The 23,165-nt window shown below is 69.9% G+C and carries 20 protein-coding genes, 1 tRNA gene and 1 pseudogene; 13 read left to right on the plus strand and 9 right to left on the minus strand.

The features are described 5' to 3' along the window. Positions 1 to 53 precede the first annotated feature (53 nt). A complete protein-coding gene (phoU, locus tag ACFY10_RS39625; protein WP_390670138.1) occupies positions 54 to 755 on the minus strand; it encodes a phosphate signaling complex protein PhoU in 702 nt (233 codons plus the stop codon). A 248-nt stretch (positions 756 to 1,003) separates the two neighbouring features. On the opposite strand from phoU, the gene ACFY10_RS39630 reads away from it, so the two are divergent. Next, a complete protein-coding gene (locus ACFY10_RS39630; RefSeq protein ID WP_390670139.1) occupies positions 1,004 to 2,269 on the plus strand; it encodes a sensor histidine kinase in 1,266 nt (421 codons plus the stop codon). Then, entirely contained in the window at positions 2,266 to 2,946 is a 681-nt protein-coding gene (locus ACFY10_RS39635) for a response regulator transcription factor (protein ID WP_015659563.1), read from the plus strand. Before ACFY10_RS39630 ends, ACFY10_RS39635 begins: the two co-directional genes overlap by 4 nt. Before the next feature lie 78 nt (positions 2,947 to 3,024). Here ACFY10_RS39635 and ACFY10_RS39640 read toward each other — a convergent pair whose 3' ends face one another. Continuing rightward, positions 3,025 to 3,696, minus strand: coding sequence for a DUF461 domain-containing protein (locus ACFY10_RS39640; protein ID WP_390670140.1), 672 nt, complete (start codon positions 3,694 to 3,696; stop codon positions 3,025 to 3,027). A 601-nt stretch (positions 3,697 to 4,297) separates the two neighbouring features. Here ACFY10_RS39640 and ACFY10_RS39645 point away from each other — a divergent pair. The 6 genes from ACFY10_RS39645 (at position 4,298) to ACFY10_RS39670 (ending at position 10,742) form a co-directional block, all read left to right on the plus strand. Next, a complete protein-coding gene (locus tag ACFY10_RS39645) occupies positions 4,298 to 4,780 on the plus strand; it encodes a CarD family transcriptional regulator (RefSeq protein WP_003953493.1) in 483 nt (160 codons plus the stop codon). Between the two features lie 279 nt (positions 4,781 to 5,059). Further along, positions 5,060 to 5,812: a 2-C-methyl-D-erythritol 4-phosphate cytidylyltransferase gene (ispD, locus tag ACFY10_RS39650; RefSeq protein ID WP_390670142.1), complete on the plus strand. Its 753-nt coding sequence runs from the start codon at positions 5,060 to 5,062 to the stop codon at positions 5,810 to 5,812. After that, complete coding sequence (gene ispF, locus ACFY10_RS39655) at positions 5,802 to 6,299, plus strand: 2-C-methyl-D-erythritol 2,4-cyclodiphosphate synthase (RefSeq protein ID WP_390670143.1); 498 nt, start codon at positions 5,802 to 5,804, stop codon at positions 6,297 to 6,299. The genes ispD and ispF overlap by 11 nt, the downstream gene beginning before the upstream one ends. A gap of 227 nt (positions 6,300 to 6,526) precedes the next feature. After that, positions 6,527 to 7,924, plus strand: a complete 1,398-nt coding sequence (gene cysS / locus ACFY10_RS39660) for a cysteine--tRNA ligase (protein ID WP_390670144.1) — start codon at positions 6,527 to 6,529, stop codon at positions 7,922 to 7,924. 109 nt (positions 7,925 to 8,033) lie between these two features. Then, positions 8,034 to 8,975 (plus strand): 23S rRNA (guanosine(2251)-2'-O)-methyltransferase RlmB, encoded by a 942-nt coding sequence (rlmB, locus tag ACFY10_RS39665; protein WP_390670145.1) that lies wholly within the window; start codon positions 8,034 to 8,036, stop codon positions 8,973 to 8,975. A gap of 117 nt (positions 8,976 to 9,092) precedes the next feature. Next, positions 9,093 to 10,742, plus strand: coding sequence for a DoxX family membrane protein (locus tag ACFY10_RS39670; RefSeq protein WP_390670146.1), 1,650 nt, complete (start codon positions 9,093 to 9,095; stop codon positions 10,740 to 10,742). Positions 10,743 to 10,915: 173 nt separating this feature from the next. Here ACFY10_RS39670 and ACFY10_RS39675 read toward each other — a convergent pair whose 3' ends face one another. From ACFY10_RS39675 to ACFY10_RS39685, 3 genes are all read right to left on the minus strand, one after another. Beyond that, the gene (locus ACFY10_RS39675; RefSeq protein WP_390670147.1) at positions 10,916 to 11,647 is read right to left on the minus strand and encodes an NDP-sugar synthase; all 732 of its coding nucleotides are present in this window, start codon (positions 11,645 to 11,647) and stop codon (positions 10,916 to 10,918) included. 112 nt (positions 11,648 to 11,759) lie between these two features. After that, entirely contained in the window at positions 11,760 to 12,215 is a 456-nt protein-coding gene (locus tag ACFY10_RS39680; protein ID WP_390670148.1) for a hypothetical protein, read from the minus strand. A 236-nt stretch (positions 12,216 to 12,451) separates the two neighbouring features. Next, a complete protein-coding gene (locus ACFY10_RS39685) occupies positions 12,452 to 13,588 on the minus strand; it encodes an ABC transporter ATP-binding protein (protein WP_390670149.1) in 1,137 nt (378 codons plus the stop codon). 216 nt (positions 13,589 to 13,804) lie between these two features. On the opposite strand from ACFY10_RS39685, the gene ACFY10_RS39690 reads away from it, so the two are divergent. The 3 genes from ACFY10_RS39690 (at position 13,805) to ACFY10_RS39700 (ending at position 15,140) form a co-directional block, all read left to right on the plus strand. After that, positions 13,805 to 13,881, plus strand: a tRNA-Thr gene (locus tag ACFY10_RS39690). A 92-nt stretch (positions 13,882 to 13,973) separates the two neighbouring features. Continuing rightward, positions 13,974 to 14,780, plus strand: coding sequence for a DUF2637 domain-containing protein (locus ACFY10_RS39695; protein WP_390670150.1), 807 nt, complete (start codon positions 13,974 to 13,976; stop codon positions 14,778 to 14,780). Between the two features lie 117 nt (positions 14,781 to 14,897). Further along, positions 14,898 to 15,140, plus strand: a complete 243-nt coding sequence (locus tag ACFY10_RS39700) for a hypothetical protein (RefSeq protein ID WP_390670151.1) — start codon at positions 14,898 to 14,900, stop codon at positions 15,138 to 15,140. Between the two features lie 298 nt (positions 15,141 to 15,438). Here the strand turns inward: ACFY10_RS39700 and ACFY10_RS39705 are convergent. From ACFY10_RS39705 to ACFY10_RS39720, 4 genes and pseudogenes are all read right to left on the minus strand, one after another. Further along, positions 15,439 to 15,573 (minus strand): annotated as a pseudogene (locus ACFY10_RS39705) (response regulator transcription factor); the annotation flags it as partial. A gap of 118 nt (positions 15,574 to 15,691) precedes the next feature. Continuing rightward, entirely contained in the window at positions 15,692 to 16,714 is a 1,023-nt protein-coding gene (locus ACFY10_RS39710) for an SHOCT domain-containing protein (RefSeq protein ID WP_390670152.1), read from the minus strand. A gap of 85 nt (positions 16,715 to 16,799) precedes the next feature. Further along, positions 16,800 to 19,016, minus strand: coding sequence for a serine protease (locus ACFY10_RS39715; protein WP_390670153.1), 2,217 nt, complete (start codon positions 19,014 to 19,016; stop codon positions 16,800 to 16,802). After that, positions 19,013 to 19,330 carry a trypco2 family protein gene (locus ACFY10_RS39720; protein WP_390670154.1) on the minus strand — a complete coding sequence of 106 codons (318 nt, stop codon included), beginning with the start codon at positions 19,328 to 19,330 and terminating at the stop codon, positions 19,013 to 19,015. The genes ACFY10_RS39715 and ACFY10_RS39720 overlap by 4 nt, the downstream gene beginning before the upstream one ends. Before the next feature lie 457 nt (positions 19,331 to 19,787). Here ACFY10_RS39720 and ACFY10_RS39725 point away from each other — a divergent pair, with 457 nt between their 5' ends. Both ACFY10_RS39725 and ACFY10_RS39730 read left to right on the plus strand, forming a co-directional pair. Next, complete coding sequence (locus ACFY10_RS39725) at positions 19,788 to 20,303, plus strand: hypothetical protein (RefSeq protein WP_390670155.1); 516 nt, start codon at positions 19,788 to 19,790, stop codon at positions 20,301 to 20,303. Between the two features lie 21 nt (positions 20,304 to 20,324). Then, positions 20,325 to 23,162, plus strand: coding sequence for a hypothetical protein (locus ACFY10_RS39730; protein ID WP_390670156.1), 2,838 nt, complete (start codon positions 20,325 to 20,327; stop codon positions 23,160 to 23,162). Positions 23,163 to 23,165: the final 3 nt, after the last annotated feature.

The raw sequence follows: 23,165 nt of genomic DNA on the forward strand, positions 1-23,165 counted from the left end.
GGCGCCCACACGCCCCGGTCTCAGGCTTTACGCCCCCTCGATGCCCTTTGGCCCTACGCCCCGTCGCCCCCGGCCACCGGCTGGATCTCCGGCTGGATGTCGGCCTGCAGCTCGTCCGCGTGCTCACCCGTCACCAGGAACACCACGCGCTTGGCGACCGCCACCGCGTGGTCGGCGTACCGCTCGTAGTAGCGGCCGAGGAGGGTGACGTCCACCGCCGTCTCGATGCCGTGCTGCCAGCGGTCGTCCAGCAGGTGCTGGAAGAGGGTGCGGTGCAGCAGGTCCATCTCGTCGTCGTCCTGCTCCAGCTGGAGCGCCAGGTCGACGTCCTTCGTGATGATCACCTCGGCCGCCTTCGCCATCAGGCGCTGCGCGAGCTGGCCCATCTCGAGGATGGTCGCGTGCAGGTCGTGCGGGATCGCGCGCTCCGGAAAGCGGAGCCGGGCGAGCTTCGCGACGTGCTGGGCCAGGTCGCCCGAACGCTCCAGGTCGGCCGACATACGGAGCGAGGTGACGACGATACGGAGATCCGTGGCCACCGGCTGCTGGCGGGCCAGCAGGGCTATGGCCCGGGCCTCGAGGTCGTGCTGGAGCTCGTCGACCCTCTTGTCGGCCTCGATGACGTTCTCGGCCAGCTTGAGGTCGGAGTCGAGGATGGCGGTCGTGGCGCGCCCGATCGCCGACCCGACCAGCCGGGCCATCTCCACCAGACCGTCGCCGATCGAATCCAGTTCCTCGTGGTACGCGTCCCGCATCAGGGATCCCTCTCTTACGTGTTCTTCGGGGCTGCCGGGGGCAGGGGCCCGTGCGTCAGTCGTCCAAAATCCGTCGTCCAAAAACCGGCGCTTCGCACCCCACGCTCCCACGATCCGGCCTGTACGCGTCGGTTTCCGTCACCACAAATGAACCATCCCTAGCTCCTAGGTGAACTCTGGGCGACGAGTGTTCGAGGTCGCACCTCGACGGCTGTGGGGATGTCGTACCCCATGCCTAACCTGTTTGCATGGACGTGAACGCGGCGGTCGCCGCAGCGGCAGCGATCGCCGGGGTGCTCACCGGCGTGATCGCCATGCTGGCGTTCCGCTGGAGCGAGCGGGAGCAGAAGCGCCCGACCCGCACCTCCCTGCACACGGACCCGGTGCTTCCGCCGGGCGTGGACACCGTCCTGTCCGTGCTCCGCTCCTCGGCCGTCGTCCTCGACGAGGCCGACGCGGTCGTCAAGGCCAGCTCGGCGGCGTACGCCCTGGGCCTGGTCCGCGGCGGCAGGCTCTCCGTGGAACCGATGCTCCAGATGGCCCGGGACACACGGCGGGACGGGGAGATACGCCAGGTGGAGCTGGATCTGCCACGGCGGGGGACCGGGCGGGGCGAGGCACTCGCCGTCTCCGCGCGCGTCGCCCCCCTCGGCTCCCGGCTGGTGTTGCTGCTGGTCGAGGACCTCACCGAGGCCCGCCGCATCGAGGCGGTCCGGCGCGACTTCGTCGCGAACGTGAGCCACGAGCTGAAGACACCCGTCGGCGCTCTCTCCCTCCTCTCCGAGGCCGTCATGGACGCCTCGGACGACCCGGAGGCGGTGGAGCGCTTCGCCGGCCGTATGCAGATCGAGGCCACGCGGCTCACCAACCTGGTGCAGGAGCTCATCGACCTGTCCAGGGTCCAGAACGACGACCCCCTCGAGGACGCCGAACCCGTCCGCGTGGACGAACTGGTCGCCGAGGCCATCGACCGCTGCCGGCACCAGGCCGGCACCAAGCAGATCACCATGGCCGCCGGCGGCACCGCCGACCTGCACGTCTGGGGGAACCGGGGTCAGCTGGCCGCCGCCCTGGGCAACCTTGTCGAGAACGCCGTCAACTACTCGCCCGCCCGAACCCGTGTGGGCATAGCCGCCCGCCGGGTGACCGCGCCCGGCGGAGACCACATCGAGGTCGCCGTGACCGATCAGGGCATCGGCATCTCCGACAAGGACAAGGAGCGCATCTTCGAGCGCTTCTATCGCGTCGACCCCGCCCGCTCCCGTGCCACCGGCGGCACGGGCCTGGGACTCGCGATCGTCAAGCACGTGGCCGCCTCGCACGGCGGGGAGGTCACGGTGTGGAGCTCCGAGGGTCAGGGCTCCACTTTCACCCTGAGGCTGCCGGAGGCGGGGGTTGCCCGCGACCGCGCGCACCAACACCCCGACCTGGACGATCTCGACGACGAGGCCGGCCAAAGCACCCCCCAGTCATCCCCGTACGAACCGCTTCCCGCCCCGGAGGTCCTTCCGTGACCCGTGTGCTCGTCGTCGAGGACGAGGAGTCCTTCTCCGACGCCCTGTCGTACATGCTCCGCAAAGAGGGCTTCGAGGTCGCCGTCGCGACCACCGGGCCCGACGGACTCGACGAGTTCGAGCGCAACGGCGCCGACCTCGTCCTCCTCGACCTGATGCTGCCCGGCCTGCCGGGCACCGAAGTCTGCCGCCAGCTGCGCGGCCGCTCCAATGTCCCCGTCATCATGGTGACCGCCAAGGACAGCGAGATCGACAAGGTGGTCGGCCTGGAAATAGGAGCCGATGACTATGTCACCAAGCCGTTCTCCTCGCGCGAGCTGGTCGCCCGCATCCGCGCCGTCCTGCGCCGCCGCGGCGAGCCCGAGGAGGTCACCCCGGCCGCGCTGGAGGCCGGCCCGGTCCGCATGGACGTGGACCGCCATGTGGTCACGGTCTCCGGCTCCAAGGTCGACCTCCCGCTCAAGGAGTTCGACCTCCTGGAGATGCTCCTGCGCAACGCGGGCCGCGTACTGACCCGTATGCAGCTCATCGACCGCGTCTGGGGCGCCGACTACGTGGGCGACACCAAGACCCTCGACGTCCACGTCAAGCGCCTGCGCGCCAAGATCGAGCCGGACCCGGGCGCGCCCAGGTATCTGGTGACGGTGCGGGGCCTGGGCTACAAGTTCGAGCCGTAGGCCGTCCACCAGGCCTTACGACGAAGGGCGGGACCTCTCCAGGAGGTCCCGCCCTTCGTCGTGCGTCGTACGGACTGCTCAGTGACCGGCGGCCGACTTCGACGCCGACACGCTCGCGGAGGCCGCGTCGGTCGGGGTGGCCGAGGTGGACGGCTTCGACGCCGAGGTGGACGGGTTCGGGGACGTCGTCGCGCTCTTGGACGGGGTGGGGCTGGTGGCGGGGGCGCCCGTCGGGACCTCGCTCGGACCCCACTTCTTGAAGTAGCTGTCGGACGGGACCACGAAGGCGCGCAGGCTCACCGCGCCGGTCTCGCTGAAGGTGAAGGTGATCTTCTGCGCGTTGCCGTCCTGGATGGCGTCGCGGCCGCTGGCCAGGGAGGCCGAGGCGTTGCCCGTGCCGCCGATCACCAGGGAGCCGTGGGCCGGGACGGTCAGCGGTCCGCTGCCCTTGGCGGGCTTGAGCTCGGCGGTCTTGCCGGTGCCGGGCAGCGTGATCGAGTCCAGCGTCTGGGCTGTGGCGCCGTTGTTGAAGAGGGTCGCGGAGATCGCGGCGGGACCCGTCGACTCCAGGTCGGGCTGCGTGATGATGAGGACGTTCTGGACCTTGAGGTACCCGACCTTGGCCGCCGCGTTGTCCGGCTTGACCTCCAACGTCTGGGCATCGCCGCCCGCACCGCACGCGGCGAGCGAGGCGATCGAGAACGCGATGGCGGCGGCGGCGAGTGCGCCGCGTCGAAGGCTGCTGCTCACGGCGGCGGCAACTCCTTGACTCGAGCGTGGCGACTCATAAAGCCGCCCTAAGTGTCTGTCAGCGGCCTTAGGTTACCGAGCCGTTCCCGAGTCACCGCACCCGACCCTCCCTCTGGCCCCGGCATGGCCCACCAGGGGGTGCTCCACACGGGGTGGCCCACGCCCGTCCGCCATTCACATAAGTCCCTCCGGCATACCCCGTCCGGCGGTGCGCAAAATTTCCGTGAAGGAATGCGCGATCGCCCCGGAATTGATCACGCGGCGGAACAACAGGCCACGTAGTCGGGTGCCTGTGATCAATTCCGGAATCGACGCGGAAGCGACTCCCGGCACCGAACGGAGTAGCGGAAGTCGCACACTTGGAACCGGACATATGGGGACGTTCGTCCTCTTGGAGAGGCCTCCGGATGTGTGTAACGTACGCGTTTCACCTCCCCCGGAGAGCCGCTCCGACCTGCGAATACCTTCTTCCGCTCGGGCCGCGAAGCACGTTCCTGTTGCTGTTGTCAAGCCCCGAGATATGCCCTGACCTGCGAAAACGCCATTCAGAACCCGCGGTTTCCGTGTTACCCTGGATAGCCACGGAAGGGGTACCTGTCACATGACGTTCAAGGTTGGCGACACCGTGGTCTATCCCCATCACGGGGCCGCGCTGATCGAGGCCATCGAAACTCGCCAGATCAAAGGCGTGGACAAGACCTACTTGGTGCTGAAGGTCGCCCAGGGTGACCTGACGGTACGTGTGCCAGCGGACAATGCGGAGTTCGTCGGCGTACGTGATGTGGTCGGTCAGGACGGGCTGGACCGGGTCTTCGAGGTGCTGCGCGCGCCGTATGCCGAGGAGCCCACGAACTGGTCCCGTCGTTACAAGGCAAACCTGGAGAAGCTCGCCTCCGGCGATGTCATCAAGGTCGCGGAAGTGGTGCGTGACCTGTGGCGTCGTGAGCGTGAGCGCGGACTGTCCGCCGGTGAGAAGCGCATGCTCGCCAAGGCCCGCCAGATCCTGGTGAGCGAGCTCGCCCTCGCGGAGAACACGAACGAGGACAAGGCCGAGGCCCTGCTCGACGAGGTTCTCGCGTCCTGAAACCTGTCGCAGGCGAAAGCCCGCTTCAGCACTCAGTACATTGAAATGCCGCGGTGCCCGATGACGTATTTCCTGTCGCCGGGCGCTGCGGCATGTTCGTATACAGGCGCGCCTTGCGTACGTCGTCACTGCCAGGGGTGGTTGGGACCCCTTGCTTGGCGTGCCGGGCCCGGGCTGCTGGCTCGACCGGTGTCACGGAAGGGTCCGGTCAAGGCGTCGCGCCCGGCACTTCCCAGGCCATACCCACGCAAGGCCAGCACACAAACCTGACAGGAACCGATGTCTGACGATTCGCGCCCTTCGCCCGCGGCAACCCGGACGGCTGCCGTGATTCCGGCCGCCGGACGGGGCGTACGCCTCGGTCCGGGCGCCCCCAAGGCGCTCCGCGCGCTGGGCGGCACCCCCATGCTCATCCATGCGGTGCGTGCGATGGCCGCGTCCCGCGCGGTCTCGCTGGTTGTCGTCGTGGCGCCGCCCGACGGCGCGCCCGAGGTCAAGTCGCTTCTCGACGCACATGCGCTGCCCGAGCGGACCGACTTTCTCGTCGTCCCGGGCGGCGATTCGCGCCAGGAGTCCGTGAAGCTCGGCCTCGACGCGCTGCCGCCCGACTACGACATCGTGCTGGTGCACGACGCCGCACGGCCGCTGGTTCCGGTGGACACGGTGGACGCGGTGATCGAGGCGGTACGGGAGGGAGCACCGGCCGTCGTGCCCGCGCTGCCCCTTGCCGACACCGTCAAGGAGGTCGAGCCGGCTCGGACACCGGGCGAGCCGGAGCCGGTGGTGGCCACCCCGGAGCGGGCCCGCCTCCGCGCCGTACAGACTCCGCAGGGCTTCGACCGGGCCACGCTGATCCGCGCCCACGAGACGGTGACCGACGACGTCACCGACGACGCCAGCATGATCGAGCAGCTGGGCCTGCAGGTCGTGGTCGTACCCGGCCACGAGGAGGCCTTCAAGGTCACGCGCCCGCTGGACCTGGTCCTGGCGGAGGCGGTCCTGGCCCGCAGGAGGCTGAACGATGGCTTCTGAGCCGCTTCCGCCGCTGCCCCAGGTCGGCATCGGCACCGACATCCACGCCTTCGAGGAGGGCCGCGAGCTGTGGTGCGCGGGCCTGAAGTGGGACGGCGAGGGCCCGGGGCTGGCCGGCCACTCCGACGCGGACGTCGTCGCGCACGCCGCGTGCAACGCACTGTTCTCGGCCGCCGGCCTCGGTGACCTGGGCCAACACTTCGGCACCGGCCGCCCCGAATGGTCCGGCGCATCCGGCGTCACCCTCCTGACCGAGGCCGCCCACATCGTCCGCGAGGCGGGCTTCCGGATCGGCAACATCGCCGTACAGGTCGTGGGCCCCCGCCCCAAGATCGGCAAGCGCCGCGACGAAGCGCAGAAGCTGCTGTCCGAGGCGGCCGGAGCACCGGTGTCGGTGTCGGGCGCGACGACGGACGGGCTCGGTTTCCCGGGCAGGGAAGAGGGCTTGATGGCGATCGCGACAGCACTGGTAGTGCGAACCGGATGATCCGGCCGCGGCCGCTGTCTCCAGCCCCGGACGCCCATCCCAGCCCGTCCGGCGTTTGAGGACGAGGCCGTTCAGGCCGACAGCGGGGGTCTGGGGGCGGCAGCCCCCAGCAACCACGACCCACCCGCACGAAGAACCCGCCCAACCGCCGGAGGCAACGTCACGAATCCGTCCCCCTTGACTGGAAGGGGCGCAAGGCATTGCCTTCCGCCCACTACCCTGGAGTGGTGACTATTCGGCTGTACGACACCAGCGCCCGGCAGATCCGTGATTTCACCCCGCTCATGCCGGGTTGTGTCTCGATCTACCTGTGTGGTGCCACCGTGCAGTCCGCACCGCACATCGGGCACATCCGCTCGGGCCTCAACTTCGACATCATGCGCCGCTGGTTCGCATACCGCGGCTATGACGTGACGTTCATCAGGAACGTGACGGACATCGACGACAAGATCATCGCCAAGGCGGCCGAGCAGAACCGCCCGTGGTGGTCGATCGGCTACGAGAACGAGCGCGCGTTCAACGACGGTTACACCGCGCTCGGCTGCCTCCCGCCGACGTACGAGCCGCGAGCGACCGGCCATGTGACCGAGATGGTCGAGATGATGCAGGGCCTGATCGAGCGGGGACACGCGTACGAGGCCGAGGGCAACGTCTACTTCGACGTGCGCTCCTTCCCGGGCTACCTGGAGCTTTCGCGCCAGGAGCTCGACAACCTGCAGCAGCCCTCGGGCGTAGGTGAGACCGGCAAGCGCGACCCGCGCGACTTCGCCATGTGGAAGTCCGCCAAGCCGGGCGAGCCGACCTGGGCGACCCCGTGGGGCCGCGGCCGTCCCGGCTGGCACCTGGAGTGCTCGGCCATGGCGCACAAATACCTCGGCACCGCCTTCGACATCCACGGCGGCGGCCTCGACCTGATCTTCCCGCACCACGAGAACGAGATCGCCCAGGCCAAGGCCTACGGCGACGACTTCGCGCAGTACTGGGTGCACAACGCCTGGGTGACCATGGCGGGCGACAAGATGTCCAAGTCGCTCGGCAACAGCGTCCTGGTGAGCGAGATGGTCAAGACCTGGCGGCCGATCGTGCTCCGCTACTACCTCGGCACCCCGCACTACCGCTCGATGATCGAGTACAGCGAGGAGTCGCTGCGCGAGGCCGAGTCGGCGTTCGCGCGCATCGAGGGCTTCGTGCAGCGCGTCGTGGAGAAGGCCGGCGTCGTCGAGCCGTCCGCCGAGGTGCCGCCCGCCTTCGCCGAGGCGATGGACGACGACCTGGGCGTGCCCCAGGCCCTCGCCATCGTGCACACGACGGTCCGGCAGGGGAACTCCGCCCTCGCCGCCGACGACAAGGAAGCCGCCGTGGCCCGCCTCGCCGAGGTGCGCGCCATGCTGGGCGTCCTCGGACTCGACCCCCTCGACCCGCACTGGGCCGGCGAGGCCGACCGCGGCGAGGACCTGCACGGCGTGGTCGACAGCCTCGTACGCCTGGTCCTCGACCAGCGCGAGGCCGCCCGCGGCCGCAAGGACTGGGCCACCGCGGACGCCATCCGCGACCAGCTCAACCAGTCGGGCCTGGCCATCGAGGACGGCCCGCAGGGTCCGCGCTGGAGCCTCGGCCCGCGCTGAGCCCAGCAGCTGATCAGAAGATCGATTGTGCCGCCCGGCCGTCCGGGCGGCACACTTCATAGACGTACGAACACACGCTTCACTTCTTCAGAGAGCAGACGGGTAGGTCATGGCAGCCAACAACCGCCGCATGTCCGGCAAGAAGGGCGCGCAGGTCGGCAGTGGCGGCCAGCGGCGCAAGGGTCTGGAGGGCAAGGGCCCGACCCCGCCCGCCGAGATGCGCAAGGGGCACAAGAAGAACCGCATCGCGGGCGCCAAGGCGAAGCAGGCCGTGCGCCGTCCCGCGCCGCGCGGCCGCGGCGGCAAGTCGTCGTCCGAGCTGGTCGTGGGCCGCAACCCGGTGGTCGAGGCGCTCCGCGAGGGCGTACCGGCTTCGACCCTCTACGTCCAGCAGTTCATCGACAACGACGAGCGCGTCCGCGAGGCCCTCCAGCTCGCCGCCGAGCGCGGCGGGATCAACCTCATGGAGGCCCCCCGCCCCGAGCTCGACCGCATGACCAACGGCCTCAACCACCAGGGCCTCATCCTCCAGGTCCCGCCGTACGAGTACGCCCACCCCGAGGACCTCGCGAACGCGGCGTACGACGACGGCGAGGATCCCCTGATCGTCGCCCTCGACGGCGTGACCGACCCGCGCAACCTCGGCGCCGTCGTCCGCTCCGTCTCCGCCTTCGGCGGCCACGGCGTGGTCGTACCCGAGCGGCGCGCGGCCGGCATGACCGCCGGCGCCTGGAAGACGTCCGCCGGCACGGCGGCCCGCACCCCGGTCGCCCGCGCCACCAACCTCACCCGCGCCCTGGAGGCGTACAAGAAGCAGGGCATCGTGGTCGTCGGCCTCGCCGCCGACGGAGAGGCCGAGATCGGCGAACTGCAGGCCCTGGAGGGCCCCGTCGTGATCGTGGTCGGCAGCGAGGGCAAGGGCCTGTCCCGACTCGTCGGCGAAACCTGCGACTTCCGGGTGCGGATTCCGATGCCGGGCGGTGCCGAGTCGCTGAACGCCGGTGTGGCTGCGGGGATCGTGCTGTACGAGGCCGCACGGCGGCGCGACTGAACACGCGTCCGCACCATCACTCGTACGGGTCAATCTGGGCGTCCCGGACAACGTTGACGCGATCCGGACACATCCGGCGGGTCAAAGCAGTGTCCTAACCACACGTCACTCGGTTAGATGAGTGTGGACACCAGAACACCCCGCACACCCACGGGGGACGGCCCGTCGGGATTCGATGACGCTCCCGCGCTGAGCATGGTGAAGGTGCCGAGCGATCCGGCGCAGGTCATCGTCAATCATGCGAGCTTCCGCGTGCAGCTCGGCGCCTCGGCCCGCACCCGATCGCCGCGGATCGCACGGCACTTGACTGCCGCCCAGGACGCCGCCCGCACGCCCGTCGTCGGTACCGCCGCGAGCAGAGCGGGCGCGGGCCCCCGGCGCCGGCCCGTCGTCTGGAGCGGCAGGTCGGCCCCCGACGACACCGGCGCCCACCGCCTGCTCCAGGCCGTACGCGGCGGCAGCGTCCGGCACGGCGACGACCCGTCCGTGGACGCAGGAGCCACCCAGGTCATCCCGCGCGTCGGAGTCGGCGGTTACGACGAGGCCTACGACGAGCTGGAACAGACCGTCGAGACCCCGATCGTCGGCGCCCAGCGCGGCCACCACGACGACATCGTCGGCACCCGCTTCCTCCCCGGTATGCGCACCGTCGGCAGCGCATACGACGACGAACCCGACTACGACGCCCAGGAGTTCGAGGACTTCGACGAGGCCGACGAGGCCGACGAGTTCGGCGACTTCGACGAGTCCGACGGCACCGACCTGCCCGCCAAGCGCCACGGCGTCGACCCGGCACGGCACGCCTACTACCCGGGCCGCCGGATGAACCTCGGCGTCGTCCTCCTCCCCCTGCGCATCTTCCTCGGCTTCATCTCCATCTACGCCGGCATGGGCAAGCTGTGCGACCCCGTCTACTTCGACGGCGGCAAGCGCGGCTCCATGGTCAAGTGGCTCAACACGCTGCACCCCTGGGAAGTCGCCGAGCCGCTGCGGCAGTTCGCCCTGCAGCACCCCGTCGGCTCCGGCCTCGTCATCGCCTTCGCACAGGTCGTCGTGGGCGTGCTCACGGTCCTGGGCTGCTGGCAGCGGGTCGCCGCCGTCTTCGGTGCGCTGCTGTCGGCCGCGCTGATCGTCACCGTCAGCTGGAAGACCGTTCCCGCCTACGACGCCCCCGACATCATCTACCTGGCCGCCTGGTCCCCGCTGATCATCGCCGGCGCCCCCGTCTACTCCGTCGACGGCCGCCTCGCCGGCAGCGCCTGGCGGCGCCTGGGCCCCTGCTCCGACATCTGGGACCTGCGCGCCTACGTCCTGCGCCGCGGCGCCCTCATCACGGCGATCGCGACCGGCCTCACCCTGCTCGTCGGCTCGCTGCTCGGCGGTGCGGTCCGCGACGCCGACCGTGTGATCGTCCCCGGGCCCGGCGAGGCCCCGCGCAACGAGCTGCCGGGTTCCCCGCTCCCGCAGGAGCCGCACAAGCGGCACAGCCAGTCGCCCTCGGCCTCGAACGCGCCCACCCAGGGCGCCACCGCCGGTTCCACTCCTTCCGGCGCGGCGACCACGCCGGGCGCCACCGCGACCGGCGGCACGCCCAGCCAGACCCAGGGCACGGCGGGCCAGACCCCGCCCCAGCAGTCCTCGCCGTCCGGAGGCGCCCCCAGCACCAGCTCCGGCCCCACCTCCGGCGGCACCGGCGGAGACGGCGGCACGGGCTCCGGAGGCTCATCCTCCGGCGAGCCGGGCCTGGTGGGCGGCCTACTGGGGTAGCCAAGCCGACGGGCGGCATCCTGGGCCCGCCCACCGGCTGAGACACCGGGTCCATACGAAGAGGTCCCGCACGAGAACTGTGCGGGACCTCTTCGCTTTTAAGGGGCGCGGGGAACTGCGCGATCAGCCCCCACCGGGCCGGCAGCCGAAAGACGACCGCACCAACCGAGCTCTCACCGCCCCAGAGCGGCCAGCTCCTTCGCGGCCTCGGTCAGATCCTTCGCCGTGTCAATGGCGCGCCAATACGCCCCCTGCGGGATCGTGAACCCGGCCAGCCGCCGCTCACGCGCCAGATGGGGAAACGTCGTACGTTCGTGGTCCCCCCGCTCGGGAAGCAGCCCGGCGAACTCGGGAGAGAAGACGTATACACCCGCGTTGATCTCGAACGTCGACGGCGGCGCCTCGATGAAGTCCGTGATGTGCCCGAAGCCGTCCGTCTTCACCGCGCCCCAGGGGATGCGCGGGCGGGCCAGGGCCAGCGTCGCGACCGCGTCGCGCTCCGTGTGGAAGTCCGCCATGTCCCGCAGCGAGAAGCGGGTCCAGATGTCGCCGTTGGTGGCGAACCAGGGCCGGTCCGGGTGCGGGAGATGGGCGGCGGCGTACTTCAGCCCGCCGCCACGGCCGAGCGGCTCCGCCTCCACGACCGTCGTCACCTTCACCGGCAGGTCGGCCGACTTCAGCCAGTCCTGCAGCACCTCGGCGAGATGGCCGCAGCTGACCACCACGTCCGTCACGCCCTCCTCGGCCAGCCAGGCAAGCTGATGGCCGATGATCGGAGTTCCCGTACCGGGGATCTCGACCATCGGCTTGGGCCGGTCGTCGGTGTAGGGACGCAGCCGCGAGCCCTGGCCACCGGCCAGGACGACGGCTTGAACGGGGCGGGACGCGGCGGTCGGATGGGTCATGACCGAACTGTACGGTGCGTCCCGCCCACGTCCGGAGCCGGCAACCGTTCCTTAATGAGCCGTTACCCTCCTCCGAACTGTTCGTAATGTCCGCGGCGGAGGAGGGGCGGGTTCAGCTGAGCGCGCCCGCGACGCCCGAGGCGAAGGACGTGTCGCAGACCGGGCGGGCGTAGGACTGGGCGCGCGTGGGGCCGTACATGCGGACCGCGGCGCGGCCCAGGGAGCGGGCGATGGACACGCAGTGCCTGGCGAGCGACGGGCGCTCGTTCACGGCCTGCTGGAGGTGCGTCAGCACCGTGCCCGGGTCCTTCTCCTGGAGCTCGCCCAGGAGCTTGTCGCGCAGCACGTCCTGCGGGGCGCGGTGGGCGGCCTTGGCGTCCGCGGTGATGTCGGTCGCGTCCGAGGCGGTGAGGACCGAGTTCGAGGGGTTCCCCGTCCAGTTGACTCGGGTGACCGCGAGGGTCCCGGAAAGCACCAGGACGACGGGCAGGACGAGGGCGAGCGTGCGGCCGATCCGGCGGGCGGGGCCCCGGCCGCGTCGCGTCTGTTGGCTAGTGGAGTGCTTCACGCGAGTGAGAGTAGCGCCAGGTGATGATTTGGCGACATTTAGTAATCAATTCGGGGGACGAAGAGCCGCCTCGAATTGGGCGCGAGGTTGACGCACACTGCTCGAAATGACCGGTGTGCCGGGGTAAATATCGACAACAAGAAGGGCCCCGCAGGGGTCTGCGGGGCCCTTCTTCGTCAACCTGGGTGAATTACCCGGGATGGGCGTTTCGGGAGTTGCCGGTGGGCCGGGTGGCCTCAGTCGGTGAGGCGCTCGCCCGTGGAGGTCGAGAACACGTGGGTCTCGCCCGGACGCGGCACCACGTGCAGCGTCGAGCCCTTCTCCGGCACCCGGCGGCCCTCGACCCGGACGACCAGGTCCTTGGTCTCGCCGCCGACCTCGGCGGTGCCGTACACATAGCCGTCGGCGCCGAGCTCCTCGACGACGTTCACGGAGACGGCGAGGCCGGCCGGGGCGTCCTCGGTGGCCTTCGACAGGGAGCTCGCGGCGCCGCCGTTCTCCTCGACGATGTCGAAGTGTTCGGGACGGACGCCGACGGTGACCGTGCGATCACCCTTGTCGGCGGCGGCCTTGAGGGCGTCACGGTTGACCGGGACGACGCTGTTGCCGAACTTCACACCGCCGTCGGTGATCGGCACCTCGACCAGGTTCATGGCCGGGGAGCCGATGAAGCCGGCGACGAAGAGGTTGGCCGGGCGGTCGTACATGTTGCGCGGCGAGTCGACCTGCTGGAGCAGACCGTCCTTGAGTACGGCCACCCGGTCGCCCATCGTCATGGCCTCGACCTGGTCGTGGGTGACGTAGACGGTGGTGATGCCGAGACGGCGCTGCAGCGACGCGATCTGCGTACGGGTGGACACACGGAGCTTGGCGTCCAGGTTGGACAGCGGCTCGTCCATGAGGAAGACCTGGGGCTCACGCACGATGGCGCGGCCCATGGCGACACGCTGACGCTGACCGCCGGACAGGGCCTTCGGCTTGCGGTCCAGGTAGTCGGAGAGGTCGAGGATCTTCGCCGCCTCCTCGACCTTCTTGCGGATCTCCGCCTTGTTGACGCCGGCGATCTTGAGCGCGAAGCCCATGTTGTCGGCGACGGTCATGTGCGGGTACAGCGCGTAGTTCTGGAACACCATGGCGATGTCCCGGTCCTTCGGCGGCAGGTGCGTGACGTCGCGGTCACCGATGCGGATGGCGCCGGCGTTCACGTCCTCGAGCCCCGCGAGCATCCGGAGCGAGGTGGACTTGCCGCAGCCGGACGGACCGACGAGGACGAGGAACTCGCCGTCCCCGACTTCGATCTCCAGACCGTCGACGGCGGGCTTCTCGGTGCCCGGGTAGATCCGGGTCGCCTTGTCGAACGTAACAGTGGCCATGGTGATGGGCCCCCTTCTACCGGCAGGAACGTGCCGGACGATCCGTTGTAGGAAGGTGGTGGTGTAGTCCACGCGAGTGAACTGGCTCAGGACGCTACCTGGCGTTTGCCTGATCTGTCAGTACCCGCGGGGCTGTGAACTTCGCGGAAATTTTCGACAGGGGGCGGCTGGGACCTGGGTACACTGCACGGGCACGCACGCGAAGCTCGCGTGCAGGCCTCCTTAGCTCAGCTGGTCAGAGCGCCGCTCTTGTAAAGCGAAGGTCGTCGGTTCGAATCCGACAGGGGGCTCCAACAGCATGGATAACCCGCCGCGGGGCCCGTGAGCTCGTAGTTTCGGCTACGGTCGCGGTCCCGCGGCGGCGCCGCAAGGGCGGTGAGCCCCGATGAGGAGCGTCGAGGCGCCCCGCAAGGACGAGTCTCGCGCGGCTGACCTTGAGACGTGGGTGCGGCGTGGCTGTGCTCTGGTCGTGGCGTCAGTGGCCGCGTACGCCTCCTACATCCACCAGCGGGCGTTTGCCCTTCAGGGCGGGGCAGACGCGGCAAGCGCCGCGCTGTGGCCGCTGTCAGTCGACGGGTTGTTGCTCTTGGCCACAGTTGGCCTGCTGAAGCCTGCCCGGCATGCCGGCCGTCGGGCGCGCGCTGTGGTGTGGATGGCATTTCTGCTCGGCATCGGAGTGTCCCTTGCGGCAAACGTCGCGGCAGCACCGGCTCTCGCCTGGCAACCAGTGCTTGTCGCGGGATGGCCACCGGTCGCCCTCCTGTTCTCGGTGGAACTTCTCGCGCATCGGTCCAGTGACCGAGAGCGGACTGAGAATGGGCCGCGAGAACAGGCCTCCCGTCTCGTCCCGAAGCCACGGCCGAGCGCACTGGAAGCCAAGCGAGACGGGCTCACTGCACCACAGCGAGACTCTCACAGGGAGCGCGAGAGCGAGACCAGCGACTCTCGCTCTTCCTCGGTGGTGCAGCCCAAGGCTGGGCAGAGTGCTGAGGAGGTCATGTGGGACTACTTCAACCGTCAGCAGGCTGTTGGTCACACGCCGAACGGGACGGAATTGGATCGAGTGGCCGGCACGAACAACTACGGTCGGGCTGTGCTCAGGCAGTGGCGGCGGACAGGCCGGATTCCTGCCGCGCCAGAGGAATCCATGAACCGGGCGATCTCGCTGAGTAAGAGTGAATCGAGTGGTTGATGTGGCGCCGTAACTCGCACCGTGATGGTTGTTCAACCGCCAGAGGTCAGCCACGCCTGGCCACCTCGAGATTCTCCCGAACCATCCGGGTCAGCGGGTGGTTCTTTCCCAGGTGCCATGACCTTCGGAGAAACTACCGTCAACCAGACCATCGACCGACTCCTGAGCGACCATCGCGATCTCGACGCCTCGGCCGACGGAGCACTGGACAACCTCGACCAGTTCCACATCGGTGGCGCCGATGCAGTCGAACTGCTCATCCCCACCCTCACCCTCGCGCAAGGGGATGTCGTCCTGGACGTCGGCTCCGGATTCGGCGGACCCCAGGAGATCATGACCTGGCCCCACATCCGCCCCTAGCAGACCGCCTGGCGGCGGTCCGCCGAGCGCTCCTCGCCAACTCCGTTGGCCCGGGCCAACACCCGGGCCGGCGGAGCGGGCCGCTTGGTGGGGAGGGGTTGAATGCATGACGGGGGGCGACGAGTTCAACCTGAATAGTGCCTTCTGGGTGAGGTGGGCCGGCGAACGAAAATGATGGTCCGTTTAGCGGGAGCGTCCTCCGCGGACATCGCTCTCGGTAGGGGTTGGTGTAAGACGCGTCGGCAGAGGCGAGGAAGACGACGGCCTGAGCGATGTCCTGTCCTAGTCCGATTTCGGCGAGGCCGCTGTGGTGGGCGAAGACGACGAGTTGGGCGCGGTCGCGGGCGGAGACCTTGACCATGGCGCGGTTCACGTGCGTCTTGACCGTGGTGGGGCTGAGCACGAATTGCGCGGCTATCTCGTCGTTGCCCACCGCGGCGACCGACGGCCTTCCAGAACTTCCTGCACCGACACGGAATCCCCCGGCACAAGTCCTGGCGGACTGCCAGCAGCTGACACCGACAATTACAAGATCACCGACAGAGTCGAGCTCACAGCCGGTCGAGCAACTGCTGTTTCTTCTGCTCGAACTCGGCGGTGGTGAGGACACCGGCCGTGTGCAGCTCGCCGAGCCTGGCTATCTGGTCGAGGACGTCCTGGGACCCGGCCGGGTCGTTAATCGGGGCCGGAGCCGGGCCCGGGACCGCCCGCCCGAGAGAGCCGATGGCCAGGCGCAGCGCCTCGTCGAGCCGTGCCAGGTCCTCCCCCTTGAGGCCTTCGAACGCGACGACGAGACCCCGCAGGGTCTCCACCTGCAGGACGCCCTGGGTGATTTTCTGGTTGGCCGCCACCGCCCTGATCTCCCTGAGCTGGAGCACGGACAGCTCGTCTCCGGAGAACTTGTCCTTGACGAACATGAGCCGCTGGTTCGTGAGGACGACCGTGCCCGTGCCGAGGTCGCTGAGGCGGCACTCCGCCACGACGAACACCTGCTCCTCGCCTAGGAGGTAGCCGGGCAACCGCTTGAGGACGTACCAGCACCGGTCACCCGTGGCCGAGGCGAGCCCGGCGGCCATGATGTCCTCGCGGGCGGCGGCCGCCGGGCCGACCTTGCGGGCGAACCGGGCGATGCGCTCCTGTTCCGCGGCGAGTTCGTGTGCGGCCCGGTCTTCCTCGGCTCTTTCCCGGGCGCTTTCGCGCTGGGCCAGCCAGGCCACCAGAGGGTCGTTCGCGGCCTCGTAGGCGGCGGCCACGTCGATGTCCTGGGCCTCGTTTGTCCTCACGACGTTCCCGAGGTACTCGTGGAGGCCGCGGAACACTTCCCGCTGCCCGTAGGTGAAACCGATCGTGTTGGGGTCCTCGTCGGATCCCACCGGGACCAGGACGCGCCCGCCGAACCACAGGTGAAGGCGTCCGCGCCGAAGCCGGGTCGCGTCCTCCAACTCGACACCGGACAGCGCCTGGAAGGGCAGTACGCGCGGCGGGAGGGGGTCCGGCCTCAGGTCCGTCCGGCAGACGGTGAGCGACGCCGGGCCGATCTCAACCCAGCCGCCCACACCCTCGTATCTGACCATCGAGCAACCTCCACCCGTTCGATTGCGATATTTCCTTGCCCGTCCCCGGCACGCGAAGAACACGACGCGGGCCTGGCCATGCGGGTCATCCGTGACGGTCCGACCGCCGGCCGTCGGTTCTTCCGAGATCGAGACCTGTGAACTGCTCCGTGGCCGCTCGGTAAGCCTCGGCCCGGTCCCTCGGAGATGCCGACTTCACCTTCCGCAGAACGCCCTCCGGCACACCCCCCTGCCGGGACCGGTAGTCCCGCAGGCGCTCCTGGTACTCCTCGTCCCAGTCCCGGAACACCGCGCCTGACCGGGCACCGCCGAGGCCGGCCAAGAACACACCGCACAGTGCGAGACCGAAGAAGAGCAGTGACACAACGGTGCTGTCGTGCACCAGTGCTCCCTGAAAGGCGATGGCACCGACGGTGACGCCCGCACGGAGCAGACTTGTCCAGATTCCCCTGGCGACGGTTCTGAGCAGACCGGACCGGACGACCCGTGCTCGCGCCCGGCGGCGGATGCCAGACAGGGGTGGCTGGTAGGCGACGCCCAGCCGTAGCGCCGCCGGGACCCGACCGGCGATGCCGGCCACCGTCAGCCACACGCACTGCCAGGACACGCTGCGTGCAATGCCGGGCTCAGCCCAGCCCCAGACAAGCCACACCGCGGCGGTCACGACCGCTCCCCACAGCCCGACCCAGACTACGGACCGGATGACCGCGCCCAGCCGTGCCGCGGGCGCGCGCCGCTCGGCCTCGTACGCCTGCCACTGGCGCACGCGGCCAAGGTGCGCTTTCTGCAGCGCCTCGGTCGTCCGCCGGTCCATCCGCTCCTTGGCGATCTGTTGGGCGGCCAGTTCCGCGTAGCGCATCGCGAAGGCGGCGAGGTCGGTGCGCACGAGCCACTCGACGGGGGAGCCCGCGCCCCCGCTGTGCGAGCGCAGCCAGTCGTACCACGCCAGAACTCCGTCGGAGGGCGGCATCACGCGTTCGTGGGCCAACCGCAGCCGCTCCCCGGCGCCAGGGTGGGGCAGGAGCGCCGCCAACAGCATGCCGCGCGCCTCGTGCTCGGCCCACTCCTGGGCGTCGTCCGGCACCCCGGGCGCCTGCCGGACCATGTTCAGCGAGGACGCCCACGCCTGGTCCCATGCCTGCTGCAGGCCCTCAAGACGGCGCAGCGCGGTGAACCCGGCGAGAGCGTCCAGCACCCCGCCCAGGCACAGGTCGTCGTACAGCTCCCGTGTGGGGCCGCTGTCGTCCATACGGCCGACCAGGCACGCATCCGTCAGCGACTCCAGGGTCACCGCCGAGCCACGCCATACGGGATCGCCCTCGGGATCGAGCCAGGCCAGCAGGTGCAGCAGTTTCAGGTCGGCCGTCACACCGGAGTTCAGAAGCCGACGGTCGATCAGGACCCGGAGGCCCTCGATGTCGTCGCTCACCGGATCGTCGAACTGCCGCAGCCAGGCCAGCAGGTGCCGCAGCCCTTCGGACTGTTCCTCCGCCCGCCCCTCCTCGGCGAAGAACTGCCCCGCCGCCTCCGCCCAGTGGGAGCGGATCGTCGCCGCCAAGTCCCGCCGCATCATGTGCAGGACACCTGCGAGGACGAGGGGCTTCCGCTCCGCCGCGGCGACCGACAGCTCGGTGACAAGGGGAGGCGCTCCGCTGTGCTCGGCGACAGCCGCCGTAAAGGAAGCGTCGTCGAGCAACGTCGCGCTCCGCACCGCTTCCAGCCGACGACTGCTGAAGTTCTCGGGCATGCTCACGATCACGCCCAGCATCCGCCCGCGAGCGAAAAGCGCCGCCCCCGACATACCGCCCCACGGCGAACCCTGCCCGGCCGGCTCGGGCGAGACGTCCTTGACATCGAGGACGTACCTGCCACGGACCAGACCGGCACCGGGACGCAGCGCGCACTCGATGTGCTCGATGTCCAGCCTGCCCCCCGAGGCCCGTGCGATCCGTGGGAAACCCATCGCCTGGCAGTCCCCGATCGGCGACGCATCCGCGAGCCTGGCCCAGTGCACCGGGCCCAGGCGGTGCGCAACGTCCGGCGGTACGAGATCACGGGGGGCCAGCAGCAGAGCGGCGTCGCACACGGCGTCGTGCCTGCGCCACACGACCCGGCAGACCTCCGTGCCACCGCGTACCGTCGACACGCTCATGTTGTCCGCGCCGTCGACCACGTGAGCGGCGCTCAGCACCAGCCGGGGCGAGAGCAGATAGCCGCTGCCTGTCCGGCCGCCTCCGGTCAGAGCGGCGACGCTCTCGAGTCCCGGCCCGGTCGCGCGCCCCGTTCTCGGAGCACCGGTCACAGCGGCCCGGCTGCGGTGAGACCGGAGGCGTCGGCCTCACCCTCCGCAGAGATGAGCAGTGGTTCCCCGGTGGCCTTGCGGGGCTCCAGGGTCAGGGCGACGCGATGGGTGTGGGTGCGGCCCGCCCCCGCATCGGTCTCCCCCGAGACGACGAACGCCTTCATCCCGCCTCGCACCCGGGCGTCCGCACGTAGTTCGACGGTGAACTCCATCTGTATGGGACCCACTTGGAACGCAACTTCGTGTCCGGCTCCCTGCGCCGCGGCACGCAGCAGTTCGTCACGCATCGCCTGCACGGCCGCCGACAGCTCCATGCGTCTTGCGCTTTCTGCAGCCCCCAACTCCCGTCCTCCCGTGGGTAGATGAACTCACACCGTGATACGCACACAGTAGGACATCAGAGTGCCGCATGGGGACGCACTGACGCACGATCAAATCGGGCCGGGTCAGGGCCCGGGGCGCGATGAGCGAGCGCGTCGCCGACGTCAACGCCATGGTCGCGAGAGCCGCCTGGTCGAGTACGCGCAGCCGGCTCGCGCGGCGATGGCGTCGTGACCGATCCCGGCGGGAACTCACTGATGCGAACGGGATCTCTATGCAACAGGCGGGAAAAGTTGGAGAGTTGACGATGCTGCGGAGTTTTGCCGGTCTACGCTGCAATTGGCATTGTGTGACGGGCATAGTTATCTGTGCGTTGCACGTATAGCACAGGCGAGGCCATGTCGGCGTGAGTGGTGCGCCGAAGGCGGACACGGGGTGAGGTAGCGTCTGGTGAACGGGAGCCCGGCCATCAACGAGCCTTTGGCTCACATCGAGTTGCTCTTGAGACGCGACGTCGACAGCGAGGCGGCGTGCGAACTCCGCGATCGGTTCGAGAAGCTCGGATTCGCCACCGATGTACGCCACGTCCACCACGCGCGTGACGTCGGGGTCATTGTCTGGCTTGTCTTGGCCGCCCTTCCGCTGCGGGCCTTTCTCGACGGCGTGGCGGGACAAGCCGCAACTGACTCCTACCAGGGAATCAAGCGGCTCGTCGAGTGCCTGGTCCCTGGCCGGGAACGGTTGTTGGCTGACGAGTCCGCCGCGACGGTCCCCGTACAGGCGCCCGCCGTGGCTCCTCTGGTACTGCAGGACTGGGGCAGCGGACTGCAAGTGGTACTGGAGGCCGACCTGCCTCCCGAGGCCTATCGCCAGCTGGTAGGGCTCGATCTGTCAGACTTCCGCACCGGACCGGTGCGCTACGACAAGGACCTGGCCTGTTGGCGTCCCGTGCCCGACGAACCCTGACGGGGCAGGGGGCGAAGGCACATGTTCGCACTGCGCCGTGCCCGGCGTGAGTTGGACCGGGCCGAGGAGGCCTTCGCCCGCGGTGACCACGAGACCGCGGCGGTCGCCTACGAGGAGGTCTTCACGCGGGCCATCCGTCAGGCTCCGACGGTGGACAGCGACGAGGCCGCAGTCGCCGCGCAGGCGCTGATCGGGCTCGGGCGCATCTCCCTGCGGTTGGGTCGGTCCGATGCCGCCCAGCAACACTTCGGGCAGGCGTTGACCTTGTGTCCGAGTGATCCGGCAGGCCTCTACTGGTCGGGGTGCGCCGCCGCTCACAACGGTTACCACCGGTCGGCCGACGCCTACTTCACCCAGGTCCTCGCCCGGAGTCCGGGGGAGCCACGCGCCCTCGTCCAGCGTGCCTATGTCCGGTTGCTGAGGGGAGATCCGGCGGCGGCACGGAGCGACCTGCTCGCCGTGGCCGACTCCGAACTGCCGCCAGAGGCGCGGCCGGTGCTCGCGTTGTTGCAGCCCTGGGCCGACGACCGGGCCGCGGCGCAAGGATTCCCGGCCGAGGCCGAGACAGCCGACGACAAGCGTGTCCTCGGGGTGCCGCACCGCCTGACCGGCCTCACCCTGGAACTCGGGGCCCAAACCGAGGAGGCCCGGCAGGCCTACGAGCGGGAACAGTCGGTGTATGTCGATGCCGCGCTAATGGAATGGCACCTGCGCGCGGCAGCACAGGTGTTGCACAGCTCCGCTCGGTCCACCGACCTTCATGAGCCGGACCGTGCCAAGCGGGCCGGACAACACCTGCAGATCGCTCGGGAGTTGCGGCCGAAAGAGGTACGTGTCCTGCGCCATCTCGCCCTGCTCAGGCATCGGGTCCGAGACCGGCGGCAGGCCGAGGACCCGCCGTGGAGCGGGCCGCGGATCCGGCCCGACGAGGTGCGCGCGAGCGATGCCCTTGGACTCGTCGGTCGCACCGCGCAGGACTCGGGCTCGGAGGCGAGCGTGGAGTCGGCCGCCCTTGTCGAGGCCGCCGACCGGGCAGGTGGCGCGGTGCCGGCCGGACGGGCGCCCGGGGCGTTCGTGGCGGGGCCGATGCGCGCCGCGGACTGGACCGGCGCGGTCGGTGTCCTGCTCGCGAACTCCGGGGGAGAGCAGCAGGCGCTGGTCGGCGAGACTCTGCACCGTGGCGGCAGGCCCTTGGCGGCGCCGTCCCTCGCTCTCGGTCCCGGGCAGTCGCCCGAGGGGAGCGGCGAAGACCACCGTGCCGAGGATCCACAGGTCCGCAGCGAACGAGCGGTGCCCGCCCGCACGGACCGGTTGTGTGCGGACCTGCCCGAACTCGGCGGGCCGGCGGCAACCTTGGAATCGGCCGTGGTCCGACACCTCGGCGGGCGGAGCGGACAGGCGTGCAGGGACCTTCTGCGGATCTGGCGGGCGGATCCGGGCGATCCGCGCGTCGCACGCACCGTCGGCCTGATGCTTCTCGGGGTGCTCCGTGGTGGAGGCTGCCCCGAGCGCGCAGCGGACACCGCCTGGCGGCAGTACATCGCGGCGTGGGGTGCCGTCGTGGAGAGCCAGGAGGCCTGGGCTGACTTGCTGGCGGATGCCGAACTCCGATACGCGGAGCGGGTGCCGGAAGCCGAGCGCAGGGAAGCCGTACAGGCTCTGAAGGCCTACGTGGCCGAGCAGTTGCCCGAGACATCCCCTGAAGGTTCGCCGTTGCGGATGCTGTTCCAACGCGAGGCTCGCGCGGCCGAGTCCCTCTCCCTCATCGGTGGGTTTCGGCTGCGCGGCTGGATGCTCAGCTGCGGTCCGCTGGGCCTGGCCGAGTTGGGGGCCTGCGCGGCCTTCGGGGACCAGGTCGCCTCCGTGGAAGGCGCGTTGGCCCCGGATGAATTCCGGGAGTTGCTGTCCCGGTTCTCCGGCCTCGGGTTGGCCGCCCTGCAGGCGGAGTCCGGAGCGTACGCCCTCGCCCTCGTCACCCTGGGTGATCTGCGGTGTCCCGGCTGCCGCGGGCGGCAGGACGCGGGACGCCGGAGCGCGACGGGGGCCTCGTCGCCGACCCTCGACGAGGCGATTGCCGCGTGGACCGCTCGCGATCAGCCGCTGTTGTGCGAGAAGAGCTGCAGCACCTTTGACGAGCTGCATCCCGGCTACGCCGGACTGCCGGACCGGCACGGGCGGCTGGCGGCCGAGGCGGTGGTGCACGCGGCGTGGATCCTGCTGCGGGCGGGCGTCGGTGCGCTGCACCAGCGGCCGCCGGACCCGACCGTGGCAGGGCATGCCTGGCGACGGTCGGTTGCCCTCGCGGACCGGACCGTGGCCAGGGGCGACATCTGCGAGGAGATCGCGACGGTGGCCCTCGGGCGGGCCGACGCTCTGCAGCGCGCCAAGGACAAGGATGCGGCGGTCGCCGTCCTGGAGCTGGCGACGGAAGTGCTCGGCGGCCGCGACCCGGTGGAGCGGGTGCGGGGCCGGCTCGGTGCCGCGCTCAACCAGCGCGGTGTCAGCGGAGCGAACACACTCCTCGCGGACCGGAGCCTTGCGCCGCGCACCGCCCAGAGCCGTCTGGACGGGTACTTGGCGGACGTACGGCGGGCCGCCGAGCTCAACCCGCACTCGGCGCTGATCCGGCTGAACCTGGGCTCGCTGCTCAACGCCCAGGTGGGGCTTGCTGCCCAGGCCAATGACATGGACGCTGTGCTCCAGCTGCAGGCGAGTGCCTTCGAATACGTCGAGGTGCTGCGCCGCGAGTTCCCGCAGCACAGGGGCGTCGCCGACCTGTACCGGGAGGCGTCGCGGATTCACGAAACACTCGTCGAGGCGTTACGGCTCACCGGCCGCCCGACGTACAGGGGGCGATGACGG

This window comes from Streptomyces sp. NPDC001401, from assembly GCF_042895385.1.
GTDB lineage: Bacteria > Actinomycetota > Actinomycetes > Streptomycetales > Streptomycetaceae > Streptomyces.